Below are 21,448 nucleotides of genomic sequence, written 5' to 3'. Positions count from 1 at the left end.
CCCTCCGGTCACGAAAGATCAGGAAAGGTCAGGAAAGCTCAGACGAGATCGGCGCTCAGCGATATCTGGCTGATCCCGCGCCCGCCGCGATCGTCGCGGCCCAGCTGGACGAGGACGTCGATCACGCTCGCTGCATAGGCGATCGTGTCGCTGCGGGTGAGGCCGATGCCGGTCTGCATCACCATCAGCGACAATTGCTCGAGCGCGCCGCGCAGGCTGTTGGCGTGGATGGTGGAAAAGCTGCCCGGATGGCCGGTATTGATCGCGCGCAGGAAGCTAACGCTTTCCGACCCGCGCAATTCGCCCAGCACGATCCGGTCGGGCCGGAGGCGAAGCGCCGCCTGGAGCAATTCGTTCGAGGTAATCTTGGCCTCGCCCAATTCGCCTTTCACCGCGACGAGGCCGACGCCATTTTCACCGGGCAGTTTCAATTCGGGCGTATCTTCGACCAGAACCACGCGCTCATGCTTCGGAATCTCGCCGAGCATGGCGTTCAAAAAGGTGGTCTTGCCCGTGCTGGTGCCGCCCGAGATCAGGATGGTGCGCCGCTGGCGGATCGCTTCGCGCAGGAAGGGGATCGGTTCCTTCTGCGGGTCAGGCATGGCGCCCTGCGTCGCCGGGCGCAGCGGCCCGCGATCATAGGCGTCGAGCGGCAGGTCGAGCCTGCGGTGACGGCGGATCGCCATCGCCCAGTGGCGGCGCGAGGCGGGCGGGCCGCAGAACTGCACGCGCGCGCCATCCGGCAGAGTCGCGCCCAGAAGCGGGTGTTCGCGATTGATCCCCTGATGGCTGACGCGCGCGACCTGTTCGGCGAGGCGCTGGATCAGCCGATCGTCGATCTCGGGAATGCGATGGCACTGCATCCCCGGTTGCGCGCTATCCTCCACCCACACCTCGCCCGGCCCGTTGACGAGGATCTCGGTGACGGTGTCGCGGTCCAGCCATTCGCGAAAAGGGGCGAGATAGGCGTCGAGATAGACGCTGCGCTCGCCGATAACGGGGGCGGGATCAGTGTCCTCGGGCTGGCCCTGGAAAGGGTGGATCTCGGCGCTCATGGTCGGGTCGCGCGGGTCAGCTGACCTGCGTGAAATCGAGATCGCGCGCGGTGAAGATGCGGATCGGCTCACCCTGGCGCACGCGCACGGTGGGGCTGCGCTGGCTGTCCTGCTGGGCCGCCGTGGCCGCAGCGGAGGTGCCTGCCCCGCCGAGGACGACCGCACCCGCTCCGCCGCTCGCCAGCGTGCCGAGCCCGCCGACGACCGACAGCAGCATGGCCGATCCGAAGCGGCTGAAGAACCCGTCGCCCGAAACCTTGCCCGCGAGCCCCGTCGTCCCGTCGAAGCCGATCGCGGGCGAAGCGAGATTGACCGAGGCCCCGTCGGGCCGGATCAGCCGCGTCCAGATGACATAGGCGCGCTTCTGCCCGCCTTGGATGCCCGACTGGTACTGACCGATCAGGCGGCTCGACCGGGGCACGAGCACGCGCGTCCCGTCGAAACTGCGCACGTCCTGGCTGACGACCGCGCGGACATAGCCGGGGACGTTGGTATCGATCGCGGTTTCGAGCACCGCGGGGATCAGCGTGCCCTGCGTCACCGTGGTGCCGGGATTGGTCATCGCCTGCGCGCGCGCGGGAGCGCCGCCGACGCCGCCGACGCGGCTGGCGAAATCGCCCGGCGAATTGCCCGCTGTCACCGCGCTCTCGCCACCTGCGGGCGCCCCGGTCTCACCCGGAGCGAGCGTCGACGGCGAGGCGCCGGAATCGAACACCACGGTCGGGCTGGCATAGGGATTGCCCATCGGCGCCGGAGTGACCAGAGGCGGCGCGGAATAGACCGGGGACGGCGCCGGATCGGCCTGCACGAAGCCGGGCTGCGCCGGAGTCACCGCGGCTTCCGGTATGACAACGCCTTCGGGAACCTGTTCGACCGGTGGCGGCACGGCCTCAGCCTGCTGGCCGCCGACGCCCTCGGGCTCGGCCATGCGCGCCGAGTTCATGCTCCACAGCGTCACCAGCCCGAGCCCGGCGACCAGAGCAATGCCCGCGACCATCCCAAGCCCTTCGGTCTTGCCCTTCTTGGCCGCAACCGCAGGATAGGCGTTGCGCGACGCGAGATCGATGATCTCGGCCTCGCTCTCGTCGCGCGGATCGACATCGTTGGCAGCGCCCGTCGCTTCGCTCTTGGGCGGCAATCGCATGGCCATACGCATCATTTCATCTCCTTAGCCGACGCGAAGGTCGATCCGGCGGTGCCGGTTCTTGCAGAGGTAGCCGCCCTGCGTTCCGCGAGGTCCGGGCCGGAATAGACCAGCACCGCGCGATCCTCGCCCGATCGCAGCACGATCTCGCTCGGCACGCCGTCGACCACGATCGTATCGCCGCGCACCGTGAAATTCACCGGCCCTTCGGACCCCTTGGGTCCGGCCATCAGGATGGCGGGAACCGCTCTGCCTTCGGGCCAGGTCATGAACACCGCCTCGCCATCGTCGAAGGTGCGCACCGGCAGCAGCGCCGCATCGCCGCTGGCGGCCCATGCGAAATTGAGCTCGGCCGGGTCCTGCACGGCCAGCGGATCCTGCGCGGCGGCGATCTCGGTCGAGGTGCGGGCATCGGCCAGCTGCGCTTCGCCGGGCAGTTCGATGGGCTTGGGCTTTTCGGGATAGGTGAAGCTCAGCACATAAATCGGTCGCGCGGACGGCGAGGCGACGAGGTCGAACAGATAGGTCCGCTCGTTCGTGACGACGGTCATATTGGTCGAGGCGCGCGGGCTGAGCGGCTTCACGAACAGGAGGTTGGCGCGCTTGTTGGGCGTGACCTGCCAGCTTTCGGAATCGCCGATCGCGACGTTCTCGATCGCCTCGTCCTCGGCGAACTTGATCGTCGCCTGGACCTTTACCTGGCCGTTGATGCGCACGACGCGGCTTTCGTCGTAGCGCACCTCGACGAGGCGCGCATCGTCGGCGTGGGCGGGCGCGGCGAGCGGGCCTGCGGATGCGAGAACGAGGGCGAGCGCGGTTGCGACCGGGCGGATCATGATTTTGTCTCCAGGGATTTCGCTCCATTGCGCGCGGCTTCGGGCGAGCGGAACCGGCTCCCCACCCCCTGCGCGCGCGACGGGCCGGATTTTAGCGGCGCTGCCTGAGCGCCGCCTGAAGCGGTGGCGAACACCTTGACCGTGCGCGCGCCGCCGCTGCCACCAGCGTAACCGGCGCCCCCTGCCCCGTCATTGGCGGCAGAGGCGACCTGCTGGGCCGACAGATTGATCTGTCGCGCCTGGGCCATCGAATTGCTGGCCGCCTGCGCGGCTTCGGTCTGGCGCGCATTATAGGCGGCGGCGGTCTGGGCCGCAGGAACGGCGGCTGTGTTGACACCGGCGTCACGGTCCTTGTCCGATCCCGCGAGGCCGAACACCGTCCAGCCGCCTACCATCGTCGCGGTCGTCTTGAGGACGAGGAACATCAGCGCGACATGCACCGCCCCGATCATGAAGAAGCCCATCGCCGCCTGGGCGTTTATCTCGCCCGGCGTCGCCACCAGCCTGCTGAGGATCGGCACGGCGAGTTCGAGCATGATCGTCCCGCCGAGCACCGCGAACAGCGGCGCCAGCGCCAGCATCACGACGCCCTTCAGCCAGCCTGCGAACAGCCCGCGCGTGCCGTTGAACAGCGCCATGACGACGAAGACAGGGCCGAGCGCCAGCAGAATCGCAAGCGCGATCTTGGCAGTGACGAGGAGGCCCAGCGTGCCGAGCATGAACAGCATCGCGCCCATCCACATCATCCCCGGCGGGGAAAAGGCCGAGATGTCGTCCTGCCCCTGGCTCGCTTCCTGAATGGCGAGGAAGACCACGTCGATCTTCTGCGCGAAGACATCCGTGGCGGAACCGTCGACGCCGGTGAGGATGCCCGCCAGCTGGTTCGGCCCGCCGACCACGAGGTTCCAGACCACGCTTTGATAGGCGACCCAGCTGGTCGCGAAAGTCAGCACGAGACCGATCGTGATCATGCGCGGCGTCAGCGCCCGCACGCCGAGGCTCGACCGGCCGGTAAGGAGCTGGAGGCCGAAGATCGCGATATAGAGCGTCAGCAGAATCGTCAGCACCGTCGCCATCGATCCGCCAGGCGCGAACAGGCGCCCAAAGGCTTCGGACGTGACCTGCCCCGCCGTGCAATCGACCGCGCGCAGCGCCGCCGCGACGCCTGAGCCCGCCTGTGCGGCGATCTGTGCGCAATCGACGCTCATTCGGCGGCCAGTTTCTGGGCTTCGAGCGCTTCGGGAAGGTCGGCCCAGGCATCACCCGCATCGCCCGGCCAGGGCGCGCCGGTGAGCGTCGGGAACCAGTCGGCAGGCGCGTCGCCCACCGCCGAGCGCAACAGGTCGAGACGGCGCACCGCGCTTTCGCGGCCCGACAGGACGGTGAGCACTTCGGGCGCACCCGACAGGTCCAGCCGGACGACGACGCTCGCATCGGGCTGGCGGATCAGGAAACACCGGCTGTGCGCAGGCAGAGTGCGGATCAGCGCCAGCTCGTGCTGCGTCAGGCCGAAACCGTCGCAATAATCCTCGGGCCGCGCACGGCTGTTGGGCATGAAGATCATCGTCGCGGTCTGTTCGACCAGCGCAGTCGAGATGCGGCTTTCCAATGCGTCGCGCGCGCTCTGCGTGGCGAAACCGACCAGCGCGTTGCGCTTACGCAGCGTCTTCAGCCAGTCACGGATGCGCGCCGCGAAAATCTCGTCGTCGAGCGCCTTCCAGCCCTCGTCGATCAGGATCATCGTCGGATCGCCGTCCAGCCGCTCTTCGATGCGGTGGAAGAGATACATCATGGTCGGCGTGCGCAGCTTGGGATTTTCGAGCAGCGCGGTCATGTCGAAACCGAGCACGCGGGCGCTGAGATCGAGCCGGTCCTCCGCATTGTCGAACAGCCAGCCATGCTCGCCATCCCCGATCCACGCGGCGAGCCGGTCGGCCAGATCGCCCGGCTGCGGACGGCGCGCGCCCGACAGCAATTCCTTGAAATGCCGCAGCCGCCGCAGCGACCCGTCATTGTGATAGGCCGCATCGACCGCAGTGGCGATGATCGCGTCTTCTTCCGGCCCCTCGGCCTTCAGCATGACGCTGAGCCAATCGCGCAGGAAGCCGCGATTGCCCGGCGTATCGGGCAATGCGAGCGGATTGAACCCGGTCGGCTCGCCCGAACGGATCGAATCATAGCGCCCGCCGATCCCGCGAATGAACAGTTCCGCGCCGCGATCCTTGTCGAACAGGACCGTGCGGGGCTTGAACTTCTGCGCCTGCGCGGCGAGGAAATTCATCACCACGGTCTTGCCCGATCCCGACGGACCGATGACCGAGAAATTGCCCAGATCGCCGTGGTGGAAATTGAAGAAGAAGGGGGTGGAGCTGGTGGTCTGGAGCAGCGTGACCGCCTCGCCCCAGTGGTTGCCGTCGGGCTTGCCGAGGGCGAAGCCGTGCAAGCTGCCGAAGCTCGCCATATTGGCGCTGGAGATCAGCGCGCGGCGCACCAGATAGCCCTCGTTTCCGGGGAACTGGCCCCAGAAGCTCGGTTCGAGATTGGTGTCCTCGCGCACGGCGATCGCGCCGGTGTCGCTGATCGCGGCGGCACAGGCGGCGGCGGCATCGTCCAGCCGCGCCAGATCGCGCTCGCGCACCAGCACGGTCAGGTGATGATCGCCGAAACCGACCGACCCCGCGCCCAGTGCATCGCGCGCGGCCAGCATATCGCCGCGTTCGGCGGCCGCTTCCTCGTCGGCGGATTTGAGGCGACGGATCGCCAGATCCATCCGCTCGCGCGCGGTCTGGCGCTCCTGCGGGGCGTAGCTCTCGCTCACGATCATCTCGTAAGGCAGGCGCAGCAGCGCATCGAGCAGGCCCGGCGTGGTCGCTTCGGGATATTCCTTGAGGCCCAGGATCGCGGAGAAATCGGGCGCGCCCGATCCGCGCTGCTCCAGCGCGTCCAGCCCGAAGCTGACCCGGCGATAGGGCAGCATGTGGCCGATATCGACATCGTCGCCCGGACGGCGCACGGGCCGCATCTCGCCATTATACAGCGCCGAAAGCAGCTCGAGCAGCTCGTTATTGGTGGTGCCGTTCGGCCCGGCATAATCGCCCAGCGGCTGCGCCCCATAGGCCGAAAGCGAAGCGGCCAGCCCGGTCGCGGCGGCGCGCAGCGAGCGCAGGTCCTTGGGATCGACCTCGACTTCGGAGCCACCCTTGCCCCTCTTCTTCCAGGCCTTGGCGGTGCGTTCGACCCAGCCCGCCTTGCCCCGCGCGGGGCGACGGATCAGCGTGATGAACTGGTCGTTGATGAAGAGCGATCCCGATCCCAGCCGTTCCTGCCAGCGCGCATCGATATGGCGGCTGAGCGGATCGGGAAAGGCCGCTTCGAGATCGACCTCGACCCGGCGGCGGATCACGTGATGATACATGACGAAGCGCGCATCCAGCGTCGAACGCAGCATCACCTCGCGCGTGGCGGCGTGGGCGTTCAGCGCCTCGCTGTCCTCGGTCTCGAACAGCAGGCCGGGGACCTGCAGGGCCGTCATCACGCTGCCATCGCGCAGCAGCAGCGTGTTTTCGTCGACCAGGCGGGCATAGGGCAGCCGATCACCGGCGCGCGCTTCCTTCGCGCTCCAGGCCGCTGCTCCTTTCCACTTGCTCATAGGTCGCGATCCTTTTGGTTTGGCCTTATGCTTCGGCCTTATCGTTCGACGGGCGCATCCGGCCCGCCGGGTCTAGGCAGCGTAGCTGTTGCAGCCCCACTTGTTGTAATTCTTCACTCGCGGGCATTTGGACACTTTCGTGATCCACAGATCGAAGATCCGCGGTTCGCGAAGGCAGGCGAAATAGCCGATCCCATGCATCACCGCGAAGACCAGCAGCGCCAGCCAGCTGCCGGTGATCAGAAACGCCTCGGTCGTCACCATCCCGTTGATGATGAAGTAATTGAACGTCACGCCCGCGAACATCTGCGGGCGGGTGAGCGCGCGGTGGACGGGATGGCGGACCAGCTGGCTCATCCTAGACGCCCGATGCCGCGCCCTGGATGCCCGCCACGATGGAGGCCGCACCGAACAGGATGAACACGCCGATGATCACGGTCGCCCCGAAACGCCAGTTCAGCCGCCCGGTCAGCATCATGAAGCCGACCGCTGCCACCGCCATCACCGCGACGGCCGTGGCGACATTGCCGAGCAGCGTACCCTGAAGCCAGCCGAGGGCGGCCACGATCGGACCCGAACCGGCGGGATCGGCGGCCTGCGCGAAGGCGGCGGTAGGGGAAGCCAGAAGCGCCAGAGCGGCGGCACGGAATACGGAACGCATAGAACAGTCTACTCCCGGGAATGATCGGACAGGCGGCCCATAATGGCCGCGACATAAAGCTGGGTTTCGCGAATGCGCGGGATGCCCCCGGCGCGCAGCACTCTCCCCGGCCCTGCATTATAGGCCGCCAGCGCTTTCTCCAAGTCGCCATCGAAGCGGTCGATCTGTTCGCGCAGATAGCGCGCGCCGCCTTCCAGATTGGCGAAGGGATCGTCAGGGTTCACGCCGAGGTCGCGGGCGGTGCCCGGCATCAGCTGGGCCAGGCCGCGCGCGCCGACGGGCGAGCGGGCATCGTGGCGCCAGCGGCTTTCCTGCCAGACCAGCGCCTCGATCAGCGACGGGCTGAGGTCGAAGCGCGCGGCGAGTTCGTCGACCTTGGCGCGATAGTTTTGCGGCACCCCCATCGCATGGAGGCGCGGATCGGCCACCGCGCGATCGGGCAGCATGAGGCCCTCGATCGCTTCGAGGGCACCATCATCGACCGCGAGCACCGCCGTTTCGGGCAAAGCCTCGGGCGAGCCGCCGGCGATCCAGCGCGCGGCGCCATCGTCGATCTGGAGGACATCCGCCTTGGCCGGCACCGCGATCAGGGTCTGTGCGCCGACCAGGGCCGCGCCAAGCAGCACAGCGCCGCGCAGGACGGTCCGCGATAATCTGCCTGCCGAAACGGCTCGAATCATAGCGCCCTCCACACTCCCGGTCGCACTGGCTACAATACATGACACGCGGGTGACACGGATATGAACCAGTTCCCGCCATTCGTCCCACCGAAAAAACGGCCCAACGAAAAAAGGCCCGCCCGATGATCGGACGAGCCGTATTCATACCCCACGCCGAAGCGTGGACCCGCTAAACCAGTTTAACGCGAGGCGATCGACGCCGTGGAGGCAAAGGCGCCGCGATCCAGCATCGCCAGTCCCTTCCGCGCGAGCGCGCGGGAATCCACCCACTTGCCGTCGGCGGTTTCCAGTTCGGCCCGATCGTCATGCATCATGGCGGCTTCGAACAGATCGCGGGCCCGCGCATCGTCCCCGCGGCGCGCATGGGCGATGGCGAGATTGATCAGCAAGGCCGGGTCCTTTGCAGCCTGATCGGCATCGGCGCCAATCGCGCGGATGGCGGCGGCATCGCGCCCTTCGACCAGTTCCTGGGTCCCGAAGCTCGAACCCTGACCCTCGTCGGTCATGGCCACGGGCGTGTGCGCAGCAAGGGCCAGCGCGGTAATCTGTGCGAGAGCGAACATCGGTCATCTCCTCTTTCCCGCAGCTTTTATGCAGGCACAGGTCCGATGGTGCAACATAACTGCAACATTGTCATTTAAGTGTCATTCGCGTTCCGGGTGTCATGACTCTTCCCCTCGAACCCAGGCATTTCTGCCATTCGATCAGTTGGCTGGACGGAATCTCCGGTTTGTAAGCGAAGTGTCACGGACGGACACAAACTGTCACGCAGCGGGCCTAGCGGGCGAGTCGCGATCAAGCTTCGCGACACAATTCATCCGGTTTTTTGAGGGGACCGCTGCCCGTGACTAATCTTTTCCGTACGCTCGTACTCGGCACCAGCGCGCTCGCATTGGCGAGTTGCGGGGCCGACGAAATCGTTTCGCCGGGCACCGGCGGCAACATCACCATCAACAATCCCCCGGCACCGGCGCCCGCTCCCGCGCCGACCCCTACGCCGACCAGCACGCTGGTGACCCCGGCGGCGGGCTGCCCCACGATTTCGAACCCCGACCAGCTGGTGAATGACGGCACGATCTCCGGTCCGACCGGCGAATATCGCGTCTGCACCATGCCTGCGCGCTTCACTGCGTCGAGCACGCTGCCTTTCAATCGCGGCATTCTCTATCGCATGAACGGCCGCGTCGATGTCGGCACCGATGGCGGCCCGGCCCCGGACGCTTCGGACGGCGCGACCGACAGCAACGTCAATCTGACCATGGAACCGGGCGTGCGCGTCTATGCCGCCGGATCGAGCTTCCTGATGGTCAATCGCGGCAACCGCCTGACCGCCGTCGGCACGCAGGCTCGCCCGATCATCTTCACCAGCCGCGACAACGTTCAGGGGCTGAACAATGACAGCTCGTCGGGCCAGTGGGGCGGTGTCGTCCTCGCGGGCCGCGCGCCCGTCACGGACTGCATCGCGCCGGGCGCCACCCCTGGCAGCGTCAATTGCGAACGCCAGGTCGAAGGCGCGGCGCAGCCCGCTTTGTTCGGCGGTGCGACCCCGAACGACAAGAGTGGCGATCTCGCCTATGTCCAGATCCGCTATTCCGGCTTCGTCCTGTCGGGCGACAACGAATTGCAGGCGCTGACCACCGGCGGCACCGGCACCGGCACCACCTTCGACCGCGTGATGAGCTACAACAGCTCGGACGACGGCGTCGAATTCTTCGGCGGCCGCGTCAACATGACGCGCCTGATCGTGGTCGGCGCGGAAGACGATTCGATCGACACCGATACCGGCGTGAACGCCAATATGCAGTTCGTGATCGCGGTCCAGCGCCCCGGCGTCGGCGACACGATCATCGAAGCGGATTCGAGCAACGCCTTCAACAATTCGACTCCGCGCCAGAACACGCAGATCTCGAACGCCACCTTCATCGCAAATAGCGGCACCCGCGACCAGGCGATCCGCATTCGCGGCGGCACCGATTATGCGATCGTCAACAGCGTCCTCGTCGACCGTCAGGGCGCGACGCCGTGCCTGCGCATCGACAATGCGGAAACGATCCAGACCACGGGTGACGACGAATTGGGCGTGCCGCGCTTCAATTCCTTCGTGCTCGATTGCGCCACCGATTTCCGCAATGGCAGCGGCGTGACCGCCGATCAGACGCAGGGCATCTTCAACGCCGGTTCGAACAACAACGCCAATTTCACGAACACGCTTTCGATGACCTTCGTCAACGGCGCGAACGAGAACGGCGTGGCGGTGTTCAACCCGACGGCGCTGAGCAGCTTCTTCACCACTCCGACGAATATCGGCGCGGTCTATCCGGGCAACAACACCTGGATCAACGGCTGGACCTGCAACTCGGCCACCGCGACCTTCGACAACGCGGTGACCGCCTGCACCTCGCTGCCGGTCTATTCCTGATCGCAGTCTGAAAGGGGGGAGTGGGCCATCCGCCCGCTCCCCCTGTCTCACTTTCGGCCGGGCCACGTCCGGCCCCGCACAGACCAATTGAATTCGACCAGATGAGGGGGTCATCCATGTCCTTCGACATGTCCACCGGCAAGAAGCTGACCGGGTTGCTGCTTTTCACTACGGCGCTGTCCTGCCCGGCCCTCGCTTTCGCGCAGGGCACTGGCGGCCCGCCCAGCGGCGTCGCGCAGGGCGAATCGCCCGAACCGGAGGACGACGATGTCCTGACCGACACCGCCGCGGGCGTCGGCCAGGATACGCAGATCGACACCCAGATCGACGAGACGCCCGAAGTTTCTGTTCCCGGCGGCGATCTCATCGTCGTGACCGGGCGCCGCCGGGTCGAACCCGAGCGCAATTCCACGCAGGTTATCTCGGTCCTCTCCGCCGAGGCCATCGCACGAACGGGCGAAGGCGACATCGCCGGCGCCCTGAGCCGCGTGACCGGGCTTTCGACCGTGGGCAACGGCCTCGTCTATGTCCGCGGGCTCGGCGATCGCTATTCGCTGGCGCTCCTGAACGGCCTCCCTTTGCCCTCGCCCCAGCCGCTGAGCCGCGTCGTCCCGCTCGACATCTTTCCGACCAATGTCGTCGCCTCCAGCCTGGTGCAGAAGACCTATTCCGCGAATTTCCCCGGCGAATTCGGCGGCGGCGTCATCAATCTGACGACCAAGGCGATCCCCGACGAAAGCTTCGTCACGCTGTCCGCAGGGATCAGCGGGGACGAGCAGACCACCTTCTCCAAGGGCTACACCTATTACGGCTCGCAATATGACTGGTTCGGCTTCGACGATGGCAGCCGCGACATCGTTCCTGCGCTGCAGAGCTTCCTCGACAGCGGTGCGCGCATCAGCGATCCCGGCGTCGACAGCCAAGCGATCCTGACCCAGCTCGGCAATCCGAACCGCATCCTGTTGCAGAAGACCGACTGGACGCCCGCGAACCTCTCGGGCGGCATCACCATGGGCACCAGCGCCGATTTCGGCGACACGGGCCGCATCGGCGTGATCGCCACCGCCTCGCTCAGCAACAAATGGCGCAATCGCCGCATCACGCAGCAGACCGCGATCAACGCCGATCTCGAATTGCGGTCCGATTTCACCGATTTCGTCACCGACAACCGCATCCTCCTGAACGGATTGCTCGGTTTCGGGCTGGAGATCGGAGAGCACCAGTTCCGTTTCACCAACCTCTTCATCCGCGACAGCCTCAAGCGCGGCTCGCTCGCACTGGGGGACGATCTCCAGAACGGGGACACCGACCTCGTCCAGGATACCGCCTGGTTCGAACGCCAGCTCTACAACTCGCAATTCGTCGGCGAGATGGAGTTCGGCGATCTCTCGGTCGATCTGCGTGGCGGCTATGCCCAGACGCAGCGCGAAGCGCCGTATGAGTGGGAATTCACCTATTCGCGCAGCAACAATGCCGGCGATCCGCTGGGCGAACTGTTCCTCAACACGCTCGACCCGCAGCGCGGCGGCGCGATCGTCTCCTTCTCCGACCTGACCGAGGACCTGTATTTCGGCGGGATCGATCTGGGCTATCGCGTAACCGATCGAATCGGCGTGACGATCGGTTACGCTTATAGCGATACCGACCGCTTCTCGACCCGGCGCGAATTCGACATTCGCGCCACCACCGGCTTCCCGGACATCTTCGGCGCCTTCCGGCCCGACAATCTACTCGGCGATTCGCTGATCCAGCTGGGTTACGATCCCACGGCGCAGAAAGCGGCGGGCATCGGGCCGTTCAACTTCAACATCTTCGAAACGACCCAGAGCGATCCGGCCTTCGCCGCCAATCTGACCGTCCATGCGGGCTATGCGAAGGTGAACATCGTTCCCTTCGACACCGTCACGCTCGATCTCGGCGTGCGCTACGAGGATGCGACGCAGACCGTCAGCCCGGTCGAGGTGTTCGCCGTGCCGCTGAATTCGGGCAGCGGCACCGATCTCAGGAACGATTACTGGCTGCCCGGCGGCACCATTACCTGGGAGGCGACCGATCGCCTGCAATTGCGGGCCAGCGCATCGAAGACGATCGCCCGGCCCCAGTTCCGCGAGCTGATCTACCAGACCTATTTCGATCCCGAAACCAACCGCCAGTTCAATGGCAATCCGCGCCTCGTCGACAGCGAGCTTATCAACGCCGAAGCGCGCGCCGAATATTATCTCGGTGGCGGCGACAAGATCAGTTTGGCGGGCTTTTTCAAGGATATCGAAAACCCGATCGAGGTGTTCTCGAGCTTCTCGGACAACGAACAGGTCAGCGGCTTCGCCAACGCCCCGTCGGCCACGCTTTACGGCTTGGAATTCGAATCCCAGCTCGGCGAGGATCTCTACGATTGGGGCGGGTTCTTCGAAACGAAGCGCGCGATCCTGATCGCGAACTATACCTATACGACCTCCGAACTGAAGGTCGGCGACAACGACATCGTCAGCGTCTTCCCCTTTGCCGACCAGCCAGCGTCGAACTTCTTCAATGACGGCGTCGCGCTGACCGGACAGTCGGATCACCTCGTGAACCTGCAACTCGGCCTCGAGGATACCGAGGATCTGCAGCAATTCACCATGCTGCTGAGCTATGCCAGCGAGCGGGTGACCAGCCGCGGCACGGCGAACCTGCCCGATATCGTCGAGGATCCGGGTCTGAGGCTCGACCTCGTCTATCGGCAGGGGCTGAACCTCGGCGGGGTGCCGCTCGAACTGAAGCTCGAAGCACGCAACGTCACCGGGCGCGACCATTTCGAATTTCAGGACAACGGCACGCGCCGGATCGACATCAACAGCTACGAGGTGGGCCGCAGCTTCGGCGCGTCGATTTCCGCCGAATTCTGACAGCCCGTCGCACCCCACAAAAAAGGCGCCTCCTGACGGGGGCGCCTTTTTCGTTGTCCGATTGCTCGAGCGTCAGAGGATATATTTCGACAGGTCGGTATCGCCCGCCAGATCGTCCAGCCGCTCCCGCACATAGGCCGCGTCGATGGTGATCGTCTCGCCCGCATGGTCCTCGGCCTCGAAGCTGATGTCCTCGAGCAGGCGCTCCATCACCGTCTGAAGGCGCCGTGCCCCGATATTTTCGACGCTCTCGTTCACACGCGCGGCAATCTTCGCGACTTCCGCGATGGCGTCCTCGGCAATATCGAGCGTCACGTCCTCGGTCCCGATCAACGCCTTGTACTGCGCCGGGAGATTGGCGCGGGTCTCGGTCAGGATGGCGACGAAATCCTCTTCGGTCAGCGCGCGCAACTCGACCCGGATCGGGAGGCGGCCCTGCAATTCGGGCAGCATGTCGCTGGGCTTCGAAACGTGGAACGCGCCGCTGGCGATGAAGAGGACGTGATCGGTCTTCATCGGACCGTATTTGGTCGCAACCGTGGTGCCCTCGATCAGCGGCAGCAGGTCGCGCTGCACGCCCTCGCGGCTGACCGAGCCGCCGCGCACTTCCGACACCGCTATCTTGTCGATCTCGTCGAGGAACACGATCCCGTTCGTCTCCGCGTTCTCCAGCGCGACGCGGGCGACGTCCTCCTGATCCATGCGCTTTTCGGCCTCTTCCTCGACCAGACGGTCCCAGGCATCGGGCACTTTCAATTTGCGGCGCTTGAGGTTCGATTTGCCCATCGCCTTGCCGAGCATATCGCTGAGATCGATCATGCCGACATTGCCGGGCATTCCGGGGACTTCCATCGCGCTTTGCGGCTGGTCCTTGACCTCGATCTCCACCTCGGTCTCGTTCATCGCGTTCTCGACGATGCGCTGGCGAAAGGCCTCGCGCGTCGCCTCGCTGGCGTTCTCGCCGACGAGCGCGTTCAGCAGCCGGTCCATCGCGGCCTGCGATGCGGCCTCGCGCACCGCCTCGCGGCGGCGGTCCTTTTCGAGGCGGATCGCTTCCTCGACCAGGTCGCGCGCGATCTGCTCGACATCGCGGCCGACATAGCCGACCGCGGTGAACTTGGTCGCTTCCACCTTTACGAAAGGCGCATCGGCCAGCTTGGCTAGGCGGCGGCTGATCTCGGTCTTGCCGCAGCCGGTCGGGCCGATCATCAGAATGTTCTTGGGCGTGACCTCGTCGCGCAGGTCGGGGCTGAGCCGTTGGCGCCGCCAGCGATTGCGTAGCGCCACGGCGACCGCGCGCTTGGCGTCCTTCTGGCCGATGATGTGCTCGTCCAGCGCGGCGACGATCGCCTTGGGGGTGAGAGAATCTGACATAAAAGGGATAAATTCCGTTTGGTACGGACGGAGAAGTCTCAGACCTCTTCCACCGTCACATTGCCATTGGTGAAGACGCAGATATCGGCGGCGACCTGCATCGCCTTGCGCGCGATGGTTTCGGGATCGTCCTCGTATTCGGCGATCGCCTTGGCCGCAGCGAGCGCATAATTGCCGCCCGATCCGATCGCGGTGATCCCGCCTTCCGGCTCCAACACGTCGCCATTGCCGGTGAGGACGAGCAGATTGTCCTTGTCCGCGACGATCATGAGCGCTTCGAGATTGCGCAGATATTTGTCGGTGCGCCAGTCCTTGGTCAGTTCGACCGCGGCGCGCAGAAGCTGGCCGCTATACTGCTCCAGCTTCTTTTCGAGGCGTTCGAACAGGGTGAAGGCATCGGCGGTCGCGCCTGCGAACCCGGCGACGACCGCGCCCTTTTCTCCGATGCGGCGGACCTTGCGGGCATTCGGCTTCATCACCGTATTGCCCATGGAAACCTGCCCGTCGCCCGCAACGACGATCCGGTCGCCCTTGCGCACGCCGATGATGGTGGTGCCGTGCCACTGGGTCAGGCCGTGGCGATTTTCGCTGTCACTCATGCGGCGCGATATGGGGCTGCGCCATCACGGTTCAAGAATGATGCGTCAGCCGCCGGGGCCGCGCGGTGCGCCGCCGCCCGCACCCGGTGCGCCGACCACGCCGATATTGCCGAACAGGTCTTCGAGGAAGCCGCGTTCGCGCCCGAGCGTCGGGGTCTTGTCGCTTTCCGGCGAGAGATAGACCACCTGGTCGATCCCGGTCGTGTCCGCCGCCAGCACGTTGCCGGTCGGATCGAAGCGGATGGCAAGCACACGGTGCGCTTCGATCTGCGGGCGGACGAAGGGTTTGCGCGCCGTCGTGCTCGACACGTAATACCAGATCGGGTCGCCATACTGGCTGGTGAAGGTCGGCCGGCCCAGCGTCGCTTCCACCGATCGCTGGTTATCGAGGCCCGGCTGAATCGCGTTCACCAGCGTGCTGTCGACGATATAGCCGCGGTTCTCGCGGATGGAGGTGCAGGCGGGCAGAACGGCGACGGCCCCCGCGAGGAGGGCGATGCTGGCGATCTTGCGACCATGTGCGCGGATGGAAATCACTCAAACTCCGTATCGTCTGGCGCGCCGAGCGAATGGGCCGGAGCACGATAAAACTGGTGGGCCACGCCTTAAGCGCCCGCGCCCGGGCTTGCAAATACTTGCAACCTCGCGCTTGGGATGCAGGGCTTGAATTGCCGCTGAACGCAGCCGACCTTTCCTGCTAACGAGCGCCCCACCCCGCATGAGCCTGCCATTATGAGCCTTTTCGACCGACTTTTCCGCAAGCCCGCCGATCCGCGCGAGGCGATGCGGCCCCTATGGCACCGCACGGTCGCCATCGCGCGCGAGCCCGAATGGTACGCGCAATGCGGTGTCGCGGATACGCTGGAAGGCCGGTTCGACATGGTGACCGCCGCGCTGGCGCTGGTCATGCTGCGCATGGAAACCGATCCCGCACTGGCGCCGCGCACCGCCTATCTCACCGAAATCTTTGTCGAGGATATGGACGGGCAATTGCGCCAGTCCGGCGTGGGCGATCTGGTGGTCGGCAAGAAGATCGGCAAATTGATGAGCACGCTGGGCGGGCGGCTCGGCGCCTATCGCGAGGGGTTTGCGGATAGCGGCCCTACGCTGGAGGACGCCGCGCGCCGCAATGTGACGTTGACCGACGATTCGCTGGCGCCCCGGCTTGCCGAACGGTTGCGGGCGCTTCGCCTGCGGCTCGACGTGACGGACGCCGATGCGATGCTGGCGGGGGAGATCGCATGACCGCTCCCGATATGCGCGCGCCCGAGATGAGCCGGATCATCAAGCTCGATCGCCTGCCCGATGGCGCGATGCGGATCGAGGCGGACGAGGACGAACGCCGCAGGCTCGCCGGGCGGTTCGGCCTGCCTGCCGTCCACGAATTGGTGGCGACCATCCGGCTGACGCGCGAGGGCGAGGCGATTGCCGCCGCAGGTAATCTGACTGCCCGGTTCGAACAGGCCTGCGCGGTTTCGGGAGAGGCTTTCGCCAACACTGTCGAGGAGCCTGTCGCCCTGCGCTTCGTGCCTGCCTATTCACACGCCGATACGGGCGATGAAGAGGAAGAGATCGAACTGTCCGAGGATGAGCTGGACGAGGTGCCCTACGAGGGGCAGTCCTTCGATCTCGGCGAAGCGATCGCGCAGAGCTTCGGCCTCGCCGTGGATCCCTATGCGCGGGGTCCTGAGGCCGACATTGCGCGCGAGGATAACGGATTGGACAAGCCCGAGACCGGCGGCGCCTTTGCCGCGCTCGCCGCTCTCAGGAAGGACTGACGCGCCGGAACGCTCTGCCGTTTAGAACGGAATGTCGTCGTCGAGGTCGTCGTAGTTCGAGCCGCCGCCGGAGCCGCCACCCTGGTTGCCCGACCCGCCGCTCTGGCCGCCGCCATAGCCGCCCTGGTTCCCGCCGCCATAACCGCCGCCGGACCCACCGCCATAACCGCCGCCCGACTGGCCGCCGCCGTAATTGCCGCCCCCGCCGCCGCCGCCGCCGCCGCGCTGTCCGCCTCCGGGCCCGTCGAGCATGGTCAGCGTGCCGTCGAAACCGCGCAGCACCACTTCGGTGCTATAGCGATCCTGCCCGTTCTGATCCTGCCATTTGCGGGTCTGCAACTTGCCTTCGATGAAGACCTTGCTGCCTTTCTTGAGGTAGTTTTCGCAGACATTGATCAGGCCTTCGGAAAAGATCGCAACCGTGTGCCATTCGGTCCGTTCCTGCCGTTCGCCGGTGTTGCGATCCTTCCACTGTTCGCTGGTGGCGATGCGCAGATTGCACACCTTGCCGCCGTTCTGGAAGCTGCGCACCTCGGGGTCCTGCCCGAGATTGCCGATCAGCATGACTTTGTTGAGGCTGCCTGCCATCGATTCGTCCCTTCGTGTCTGTTGGGCGATGGCCTAACCGAGCGTCCGGCACGGGGCTAGGCCCGCGTGTAATTATGCACGGTGCTTCGTGCTAAAGTCCCAGCCCGACTGCCACCCAATAGGTCAGACCGGCGAAAATCCAGGCCAGCGCGAACAGATAGACGGTCATGAAGATCGGCCATTTCCACCCGTTCGTCTCGCGCTTGGTCACCGCGATGGTCGAGAGGCATTGCGGCGCGAACACGAACCAGGCGAGGAAGGCTAGCGCGGTGGGAAGGCTCCACAGCGCCGAAATCCGGTCGGTCACGCCCTGCGCTTCAAGCTCCTCGTCATCGGCATCGACCGCATAGGTCGTGGCGAGCGCGGTGACGGCCACTTCGCGCGCGGCGAGCGCGGGGATCAGCGCCAGGCTCATCTCGCGGTTGAAGCCGACCGGTTCGAGCACCGGATGCAGCGTATCCGCGACAGCCCCTGCATAGCTCGCATCGAGCTGGCTTTCGCCCGGTTCGGCCCGCGGGAAGCTCAACAGCACCCATAGCGCGATCGTGGCGACGAAGATGATGGTCCCCGCCCGGCGCAGGAACACCCATGCTCGCTGCCACAATCCAATCGCGAGATCCTTGATGCGCGGCAGCTGGTACCGCGGCATCTCCATGATGAAGCCCGACGCCCCGCCCTTCGCCACGGTGAAGCGCAGCACGAAGGCCACCACCATAGCGCCGACTATCCCAGCGACATAGAGCGCGAAAAGGACCAGACCCTGCAAACCGATGCCCGGCCCAACGGTGGTCGCCGGAATGAAGGCCGCGATGATGACCGCATAGACCGGCAGGCGCGCCGAACAGGTCATCAGCGGCGCGATCAGGATCGTCGTCAGCCGGTCCTTGGGATCGGAGATGCTGCGCGTCGCCATGATGCCGGGAATGGCGCAGGCGAAGCTCGAAAGGAGCGGGATGAAGCTCCTACCCGACAGGCCGACGCTGGCCATCAGCCGGTCCATGAGGAAGGCGGCGCGGGCCATGTAGCCGGTCGCTTCCATGATCAGGATGAAGAAGAACAGGATGATGATCTGCGGCAGGAAGACGACGACCGATCCGACACCCGCCAGCACGCCTTCGGTGAGGAAATCGCGCACCAGCCCCGCCGGAAGCGCCTCGCTCACCACGCCTGACAAGGCCCCGACCACGCCCTCCAGCGCATCGGCGAAGGGCGTCGCCCAGGCGAAGACAGCCTGGAAGACGACGAACAGGAGGCCGAAGAGGATGACCGGGCCGAGCCAGGGGTTCAGCAGAACCCGGTCAGCCCCGTTTTCGATCGTATGGCGCGTGCTTTTCGACAGGATCGCGGCGCGCGCGATGTGCTTGGCGGAAAGACGCCGTTCCGGCAGCGTCAGGTGCCAGCGGCGATGCAGCTCCTCGTCCGCATGGCTCTCTGCTTCCGCGATGGCGGCGGTCAGTTCGGCGAGGCCCTTGCGGCGCACTGCCACAGTGGGGATCACCGGCACGCCGAGTGCCTCGGACAAGGCGTCGGGATCGAGCACCAGCCCGTCCCGCTCGGCCAGATCGACCATGTTGAGCGCGACCACCGTTGGGCGCCCCAGTTCGAGGACTTCCTGCGCGAAGACGAGATGCTGTTCGAGATTGGCAGCGTCGAGGACGATGACCAGCACGTCCGGCGCGCGTTCGCCCTGGAATTCGCCCGACACGACATCGCGCGTCACTGCCTCGTCAGGGCTTGCGGCATCGAAGCTGTAGGAGCCGGGCAGGTCGAGCAGTTCGACGGTCTCGCCCCTTCCATCCCTGGACGGCAGAGCGAGGCGCCCTGCCTTACGCTCGACCGTGACGCCGGGATAATTGGCGATCTTCTGGCGCGCGCCGGTCAGGGCGTTGAACAGCGCGCTCTTGCCGGCATTGGGATTGCCGACCAGCGCGGCGCTGCGCAGCCTTGTGGCGGAGGCGGGAGGATCGTCGCGGCTCATGCCGTGGCTCCTGCATCGACGAGTTCGATTTCGATGGCGGCGGCATGGGCGCGGCGCAAGGCCACTGTCATCCGCCCGACCCTGACTGCAAGTGGATCGCGCCCACCGAACACGCCGCGATGCAGCATCGCGATTTCCGCACCCTCGTCCAATCCGAGCGCGCGCAGGCGCTTGGCCTCGTCGCCGGCCAACCTGTCCCAGTCGACAGAGACGATTCGCGCAGGTGTGTTGTGTCGAAGCGCATCCAAAGTCATGCGCTGAGCCCTGTCAGAGGCAGCGCGTAATTGCAACCGATTATCAATAGCGGGGAGCGCGAACCGCTGGTCGCGCTTCTTTTATTTGAGGACCCGCCTCCGCGGGTCCATCCTCGGTGCTGATCCCGCCGCTTCGCGCCGGGGCACCTGCGGGGCGCGCCGTGCGCTTGCGGTCCGCTGGTCGCGGACCGACCGTGCCGGAAAGACTATCTCACCGGATAGCGTAAACGGCCCAGGAAGCGCATCATGCTGAAGCTCTCGCGCTCGCGGCCCAGGTATTGGGCCTTGGCTTTTTCGAACTTCATCACCCCGTCGATGCGGCGGTCGAGGAAGGCGCGCGTCTCCTGCTTGTCCTCGCTCTCGTCGGAAACGAATACAGCCAAAGTCGCGCCATAGATTCCGGCGAGGATGGTGCGTTTCGTATAATGGTTCCAGTCGGTCGCGGTGTCGCCCGCGAGGCGCCACATGAGGTCCGCGCTGCTCCATCCGGTCTTCAGCGATGCGGCGGCGTTCTGCGGCATCGCCATGATCGCGGTGGCGCGGCGCAGCGCCTCTTCCTGCCCGCGCACCGCGTCGAGCCGGAACTGGACGAGACTGCGAATGCGTTCGCGCACCTTCATCGCGCCCAGCTTTTCGGGCGTCATCCGCTCGGCCATCTCGCGGTCGATCGTGGCGATCCAGGCTTCGATCATCGCCATCTGGCTGAGCCCGCTCTTGCCCTTGAAGGCAAGCCGGGCGACATCGCGATCGACCCCCGCCTGATCCGCCGCCATGGCCAGCGCCTCCTCGCTCCAGCCATCGAAAATGGCCGCATCGGCGATCAGCGGGGCGAGATGGAGCCGCAATTCGGCAAGCGTCATGTCCGCCGGATCGAGCGCGGACGGGCTGGTGTCGGCTGCGCTCACAGGCTCGGCCCGTAGGTCTTGCCGCCGCCCTTTTCCGCGCGGTCGGCATCGGCCTGCGCGATTTCCTGCAACACCGGACCGCCACCGACCATCAATTGCGCATAGTCGCGCGCCGAGCGGCCCGAATTGTCGGTCCGGTCGGGGCTGGCGCCGTTCTTTAACAGGACGCGGATCATCGCGGTGTCGCGGCGGTGGATGGCGGAAATCAGCGGTGTCTCCCCGGCGGCATTCGCCTGATCGACCTGCGCGCCCGCCTTAAGCAGCGCCTCGATCCCTTCGATATAGCCGAGCTGCGTCGCGATCTGGAGCGGGGTTACGCCCTTTTTGTCCGCGATGTCGGGATTGCCGCCGCGTGCCGTCAGGAAGGCGATCCAGTTCGCGTCGCGGCGTTCGGTCACGATATGCATGGCCGTGCGCCCGGTGGCGAAATCGCGGGTGTTGATCAGCGTGTTGCCCGGCTGGTTCAGCGCGTTGATGACCGTGTCGCCATCCCGCTCCTTCACCGCTTTCAGGAATTCATAGCCTTCGGACATGTGCTGCGCCGCGACCGGCTGCGCCATTACGGCCGATACGGCCACCGGCGCGGCCAGGGCCTTGAGAATTGTCGCTGCGATCCGATCTTTACCAAGCACTTCGCCAGACC

The 21,448-nt window shown here is 65.8% G+C and carries 21 protein-coding genes; 4 read left to right on the top strand and 17 right to left on the bottom strand.

The annotated features are described in order from the left end of the window. Positions 1 to 38 precede the first annotated feature (38 nt). The 9 genes from virB11 to GRI47_RS01240 form a co-directional block, all read right to left on the bottom strand. Positions 39 to 1,055, bottom strand: a complete 1,017-nt coding sequence (virB11, locus tag GRI47_RS01280; protein WP_160659594.1) for a P-type DNA transfer ATPase VirB11 — start codon at positions 1,053 to 1,055, stop codon at positions 39 to 41. Positions 1,056 to 1,071: 16 nt separating this feature from the next. Continuing rightward, positions 1,072 to 2,211 carry a TrbI/VirB10 family protein gene (locus tag GRI47_RS01275; protein ID WP_237452688.1) on the bottom strand — a complete coding sequence of 380 codons (1,140 nt, stop codon included), beginning with the start codon at positions 2,209 to 2,211 and terminating at the stop codon, positions 1,072 to 1,074. Further along, on the bottom strand, positions 2,211 to 3,035 hold the full coding sequence (locus GRI47_RS01270; protein ID WP_160659593.1) for a TrbG/VirB9 family P-type conjugative transfer protein: 825 nt from the start codon (positions 3,033 to 3,035) through the stop codon (positions 2,211 to 2,213). Before GRI47_RS01270 ends, GRI47_RS01275 begins: the two co-directional genes overlap by 1 nt. Then, positions 3,032 to 4,243, bottom strand: a complete 1,212-nt coding sequence (locus tag GRI47_RS01265; protein ID WP_160659592.1) for a TrbL/VirB6 family protein — start codon at positions 4,241 to 4,243, stop codon at positions 3,032 to 3,034. The genes GRI47_RS01270 and GRI47_RS01265 overlap by 4 nt, the downstream gene beginning before the upstream one ends. Beyond that, positions 4,240 to 6,684, bottom strand: a complete 2,445-nt coding sequence (locus GRI47_RS01260) for a VirB4 family type IV secretion/conjugal transfer ATPase (protein WP_160659591.1) — start codon at positions 6,682 to 6,684, stop codon at positions 4,240 to 4,242. The genes GRI47_RS01265 and GRI47_RS01260 overlap by 4 nt, the downstream gene beginning before the upstream one ends. A gap of 72 nt (positions 6,685 to 6,756) precedes the next feature. Further along, complete coding sequence (locus tag GRI47_RS01255) at positions 6,757 to 7,041, bottom strand: VirB3 family type IV secretion system protein (protein WP_160659590.1); 285 nt, start codon at positions 7,039 to 7,041, stop codon at positions 6,757 to 6,759. Position 7,042: 1 nt separating this feature from the next. Beyond that, positions 7,043 to 7,345 (bottom strand): TrbC/VirB2 family protein, encoded by a 303-nt coding sequence (locus GRI47_RS01250; protein WP_160659589.1) that lies wholly within the window; start codon positions 7,343 to 7,345, stop codon positions 7,043 to 7,045. A gap of 8 nt (positions 7,346 to 7,353) precedes the next feature. Next, positions 7,354 to 8,025 (bottom strand): lytic transglycosylase domain-containing protein, encoded by a 672-nt coding sequence (locus GRI47_RS01245; protein ID WP_160659588.1) that lies wholly within the window; start codon positions 8,023 to 8,025, stop codon positions 7,354 to 7,356. A gap of 179 nt (positions 8,026 to 8,204) precedes the next feature. Continuing rightward, positions 8,205 to 8,588 (bottom strand): hypothetical protein, encoded by a 384-nt coding sequence (locus GRI47_RS01240; protein WP_160659587.1) that lies wholly within the window; start codon positions 8,586 to 8,588, stop codon positions 8,205 to 8,207. 281 nt (positions 8,589 to 8,869) lie between these two features. Here GRI47_RS01240 and GRI47_RS01235 point away from each other — a divergent pair, with 281 nt between their 5' ends. Both GRI47_RS01235 and GRI47_RS01230 read left to right on the top strand, forming a co-directional pair. Then, the gene (locus tag GRI47_RS01235; RefSeq protein ID WP_160659586.1) at positions 8,870 to 10,444 is read left to right on the top strand and encodes a hypothetical protein; all 1,575 of its coding nucleotides are present in this window, start codon (positions 8,870 to 8,872) and stop codon (positions 10,442 to 10,444) included. A gap of 128 nt (positions 10,445 to 10,572) precedes the next feature. Next, entirely contained in the window at positions 10,573 to 13,329 is a 2,757-nt protein-coding gene (locus GRI47_RS01230) for a TonB-dependent receptor domain-containing protein (protein WP_160661238.1), read from the top strand. A gap of 72 nt (positions 13,330 to 13,401) precedes the next feature. Here GRI47_RS01230 and hslU read toward each other — a convergent pair whose 3' ends face one another. From hslU to GRI47_RS01215, 3 genes are read right to left on the bottom strand one after another with little or no spacing between them, the layout of a single operon-like run. Continuing rightward, positions 13,402 to 14,703, bottom strand: coding sequence for an ATP-dependent protease ATPase subunit HslU (gene hslU / locus GRI47_RS01225; RefSeq protein ID WP_160659585.1), 1,302 nt, complete (start codon positions 14,701 to 14,703; stop codon positions 13,402 to 13,404). 38 nt (positions 14,704 to 14,741) lie between these two features. Continuing rightward, positions 14,742 to 15,302, bottom strand: a complete 561-nt coding sequence (gene hslV, locus GRI47_RS01220) for an ATP-dependent protease subunit HslV (protein ID WP_160659584.1) — start codon at positions 15,300 to 15,302, stop codon at positions 14,742 to 14,744. Between the two features lie 45 nt (positions 15,303 to 15,347). Then, positions 15,348 to 15,830 carry an outer membrane protein assembly factor BamE gene (locus tag GRI47_RS01215; protein WP_419956992.1) on the bottom strand — a complete coding sequence of 161 codons (483 nt, stop codon included), beginning with the start codon at positions 15,828 to 15,830 and terminating at the stop codon, positions 15,348 to 15,350. 204 nt (positions 15,831 to 16,034) lie between these two features. Between GRI47_RS01215 and GRI47_RS01210 the strand changes: the two genes are divergently transcribed. Both GRI47_RS01210 and GRI47_RS01205 read left to right on the top strand, forming a co-directional pair. Continuing rightward, entirely contained in the window at positions 16,035 to 16,547 is a 513-nt protein-coding gene (locus GRI47_RS01210; protein ID WP_160659583.1) for a ubiquinol-cytochrome C chaperone family protein, read from the top strand. Further along, positions 16,544 to 17,080 carry a YceD family protein gene (locus GRI47_RS01205; protein ID WP_237452584.1) on the top strand — a complete coding sequence of 179 codons (537 nt, stop codon included), beginning with the start codon at positions 16,544 to 16,546 and terminating at the stop codon, positions 17,078 to 17,080. Before GRI47_RS01210 ends, GRI47_RS01205 begins: the two co-directional genes overlap by 4 nt. Positions 17,081 to 17,101: 21 nt before the next feature. On the opposite strand, the gene ssb is transcribed toward GRI47_RS01205, so the two are convergent. From ssb to GRI47_RS01180, 5 genes are all read right to left on the bottom strand, one after another. Next, positions 17,102 to 17,668: a single-stranded DNA-binding protein gene (ssb, locus tag GRI47_RS01200; RefSeq protein WP_160659582.1), complete on the bottom strand. Its 567-nt coding sequence runs from the start codon at positions 17,666 to 17,668 to the stop codon at positions 17,102 to 17,104. 91 nt (positions 17,669 to 17,759) lie between these two features. Next, positions 17,760 to 19,646 (bottom strand): ferrous iron transporter B, encoded by a 1,887-nt coding sequence (gene feoB, locus GRI47_RS01195; protein ID WP_160659581.1) that lies wholly within the window; start codon positions 19,644 to 19,646, stop codon positions 17,760 to 17,762. Beyond that, positions 19,643 to 19,900: a FeoA family protein gene (locus GRI47_RS01190; protein ID WP_160659580.1), complete on the bottom strand. Its 258-nt coding sequence runs from the start codon at positions 19,898 to 19,900 to the stop codon at positions 19,643 to 19,645. The genes feoB and GRI47_RS01190 overlap by 4 nt, the downstream gene beginning before the upstream one ends. A 206-nt stretch (positions 19,901 to 20,106) precedes the next feature. Beyond that, entirely contained in the window at positions 20,107 to 20,760 is a 654-nt protein-coding gene (locus GRI47_RS01185) for a COQ9 family protein (RefSeq protein WP_160661235.1), read from the bottom strand. 41 nt (positions 20,761 to 20,801) lie between these two features. Continuing rightward, positions 20,802 to 21,383: an ankyrin repeat domain-containing protein gene (locus tag GRI47_RS01180; protein ID WP_337190614.1), complete on the bottom strand. Its 582-nt coding sequence runs from the start codon at positions 21,381 to 21,383 to the stop codon at positions 20,802 to 20,804. Between the last annotated feature and the right edge of the window lie 65 nt (positions 21,384 to 21,448).

The organism is Qipengyuania pelagi (assembly GCF_009827295.1).
Classification (GTDB): Bacteria; Pseudomonadota; Alphaproteobacteria; order Sphingomonadales; family Sphingomonadaceae; genus Qipengyuania; species Qipengyuania pelagi.
This window is presented reverse-complemented; position numbering and strand designations above follow the sequence as displayed.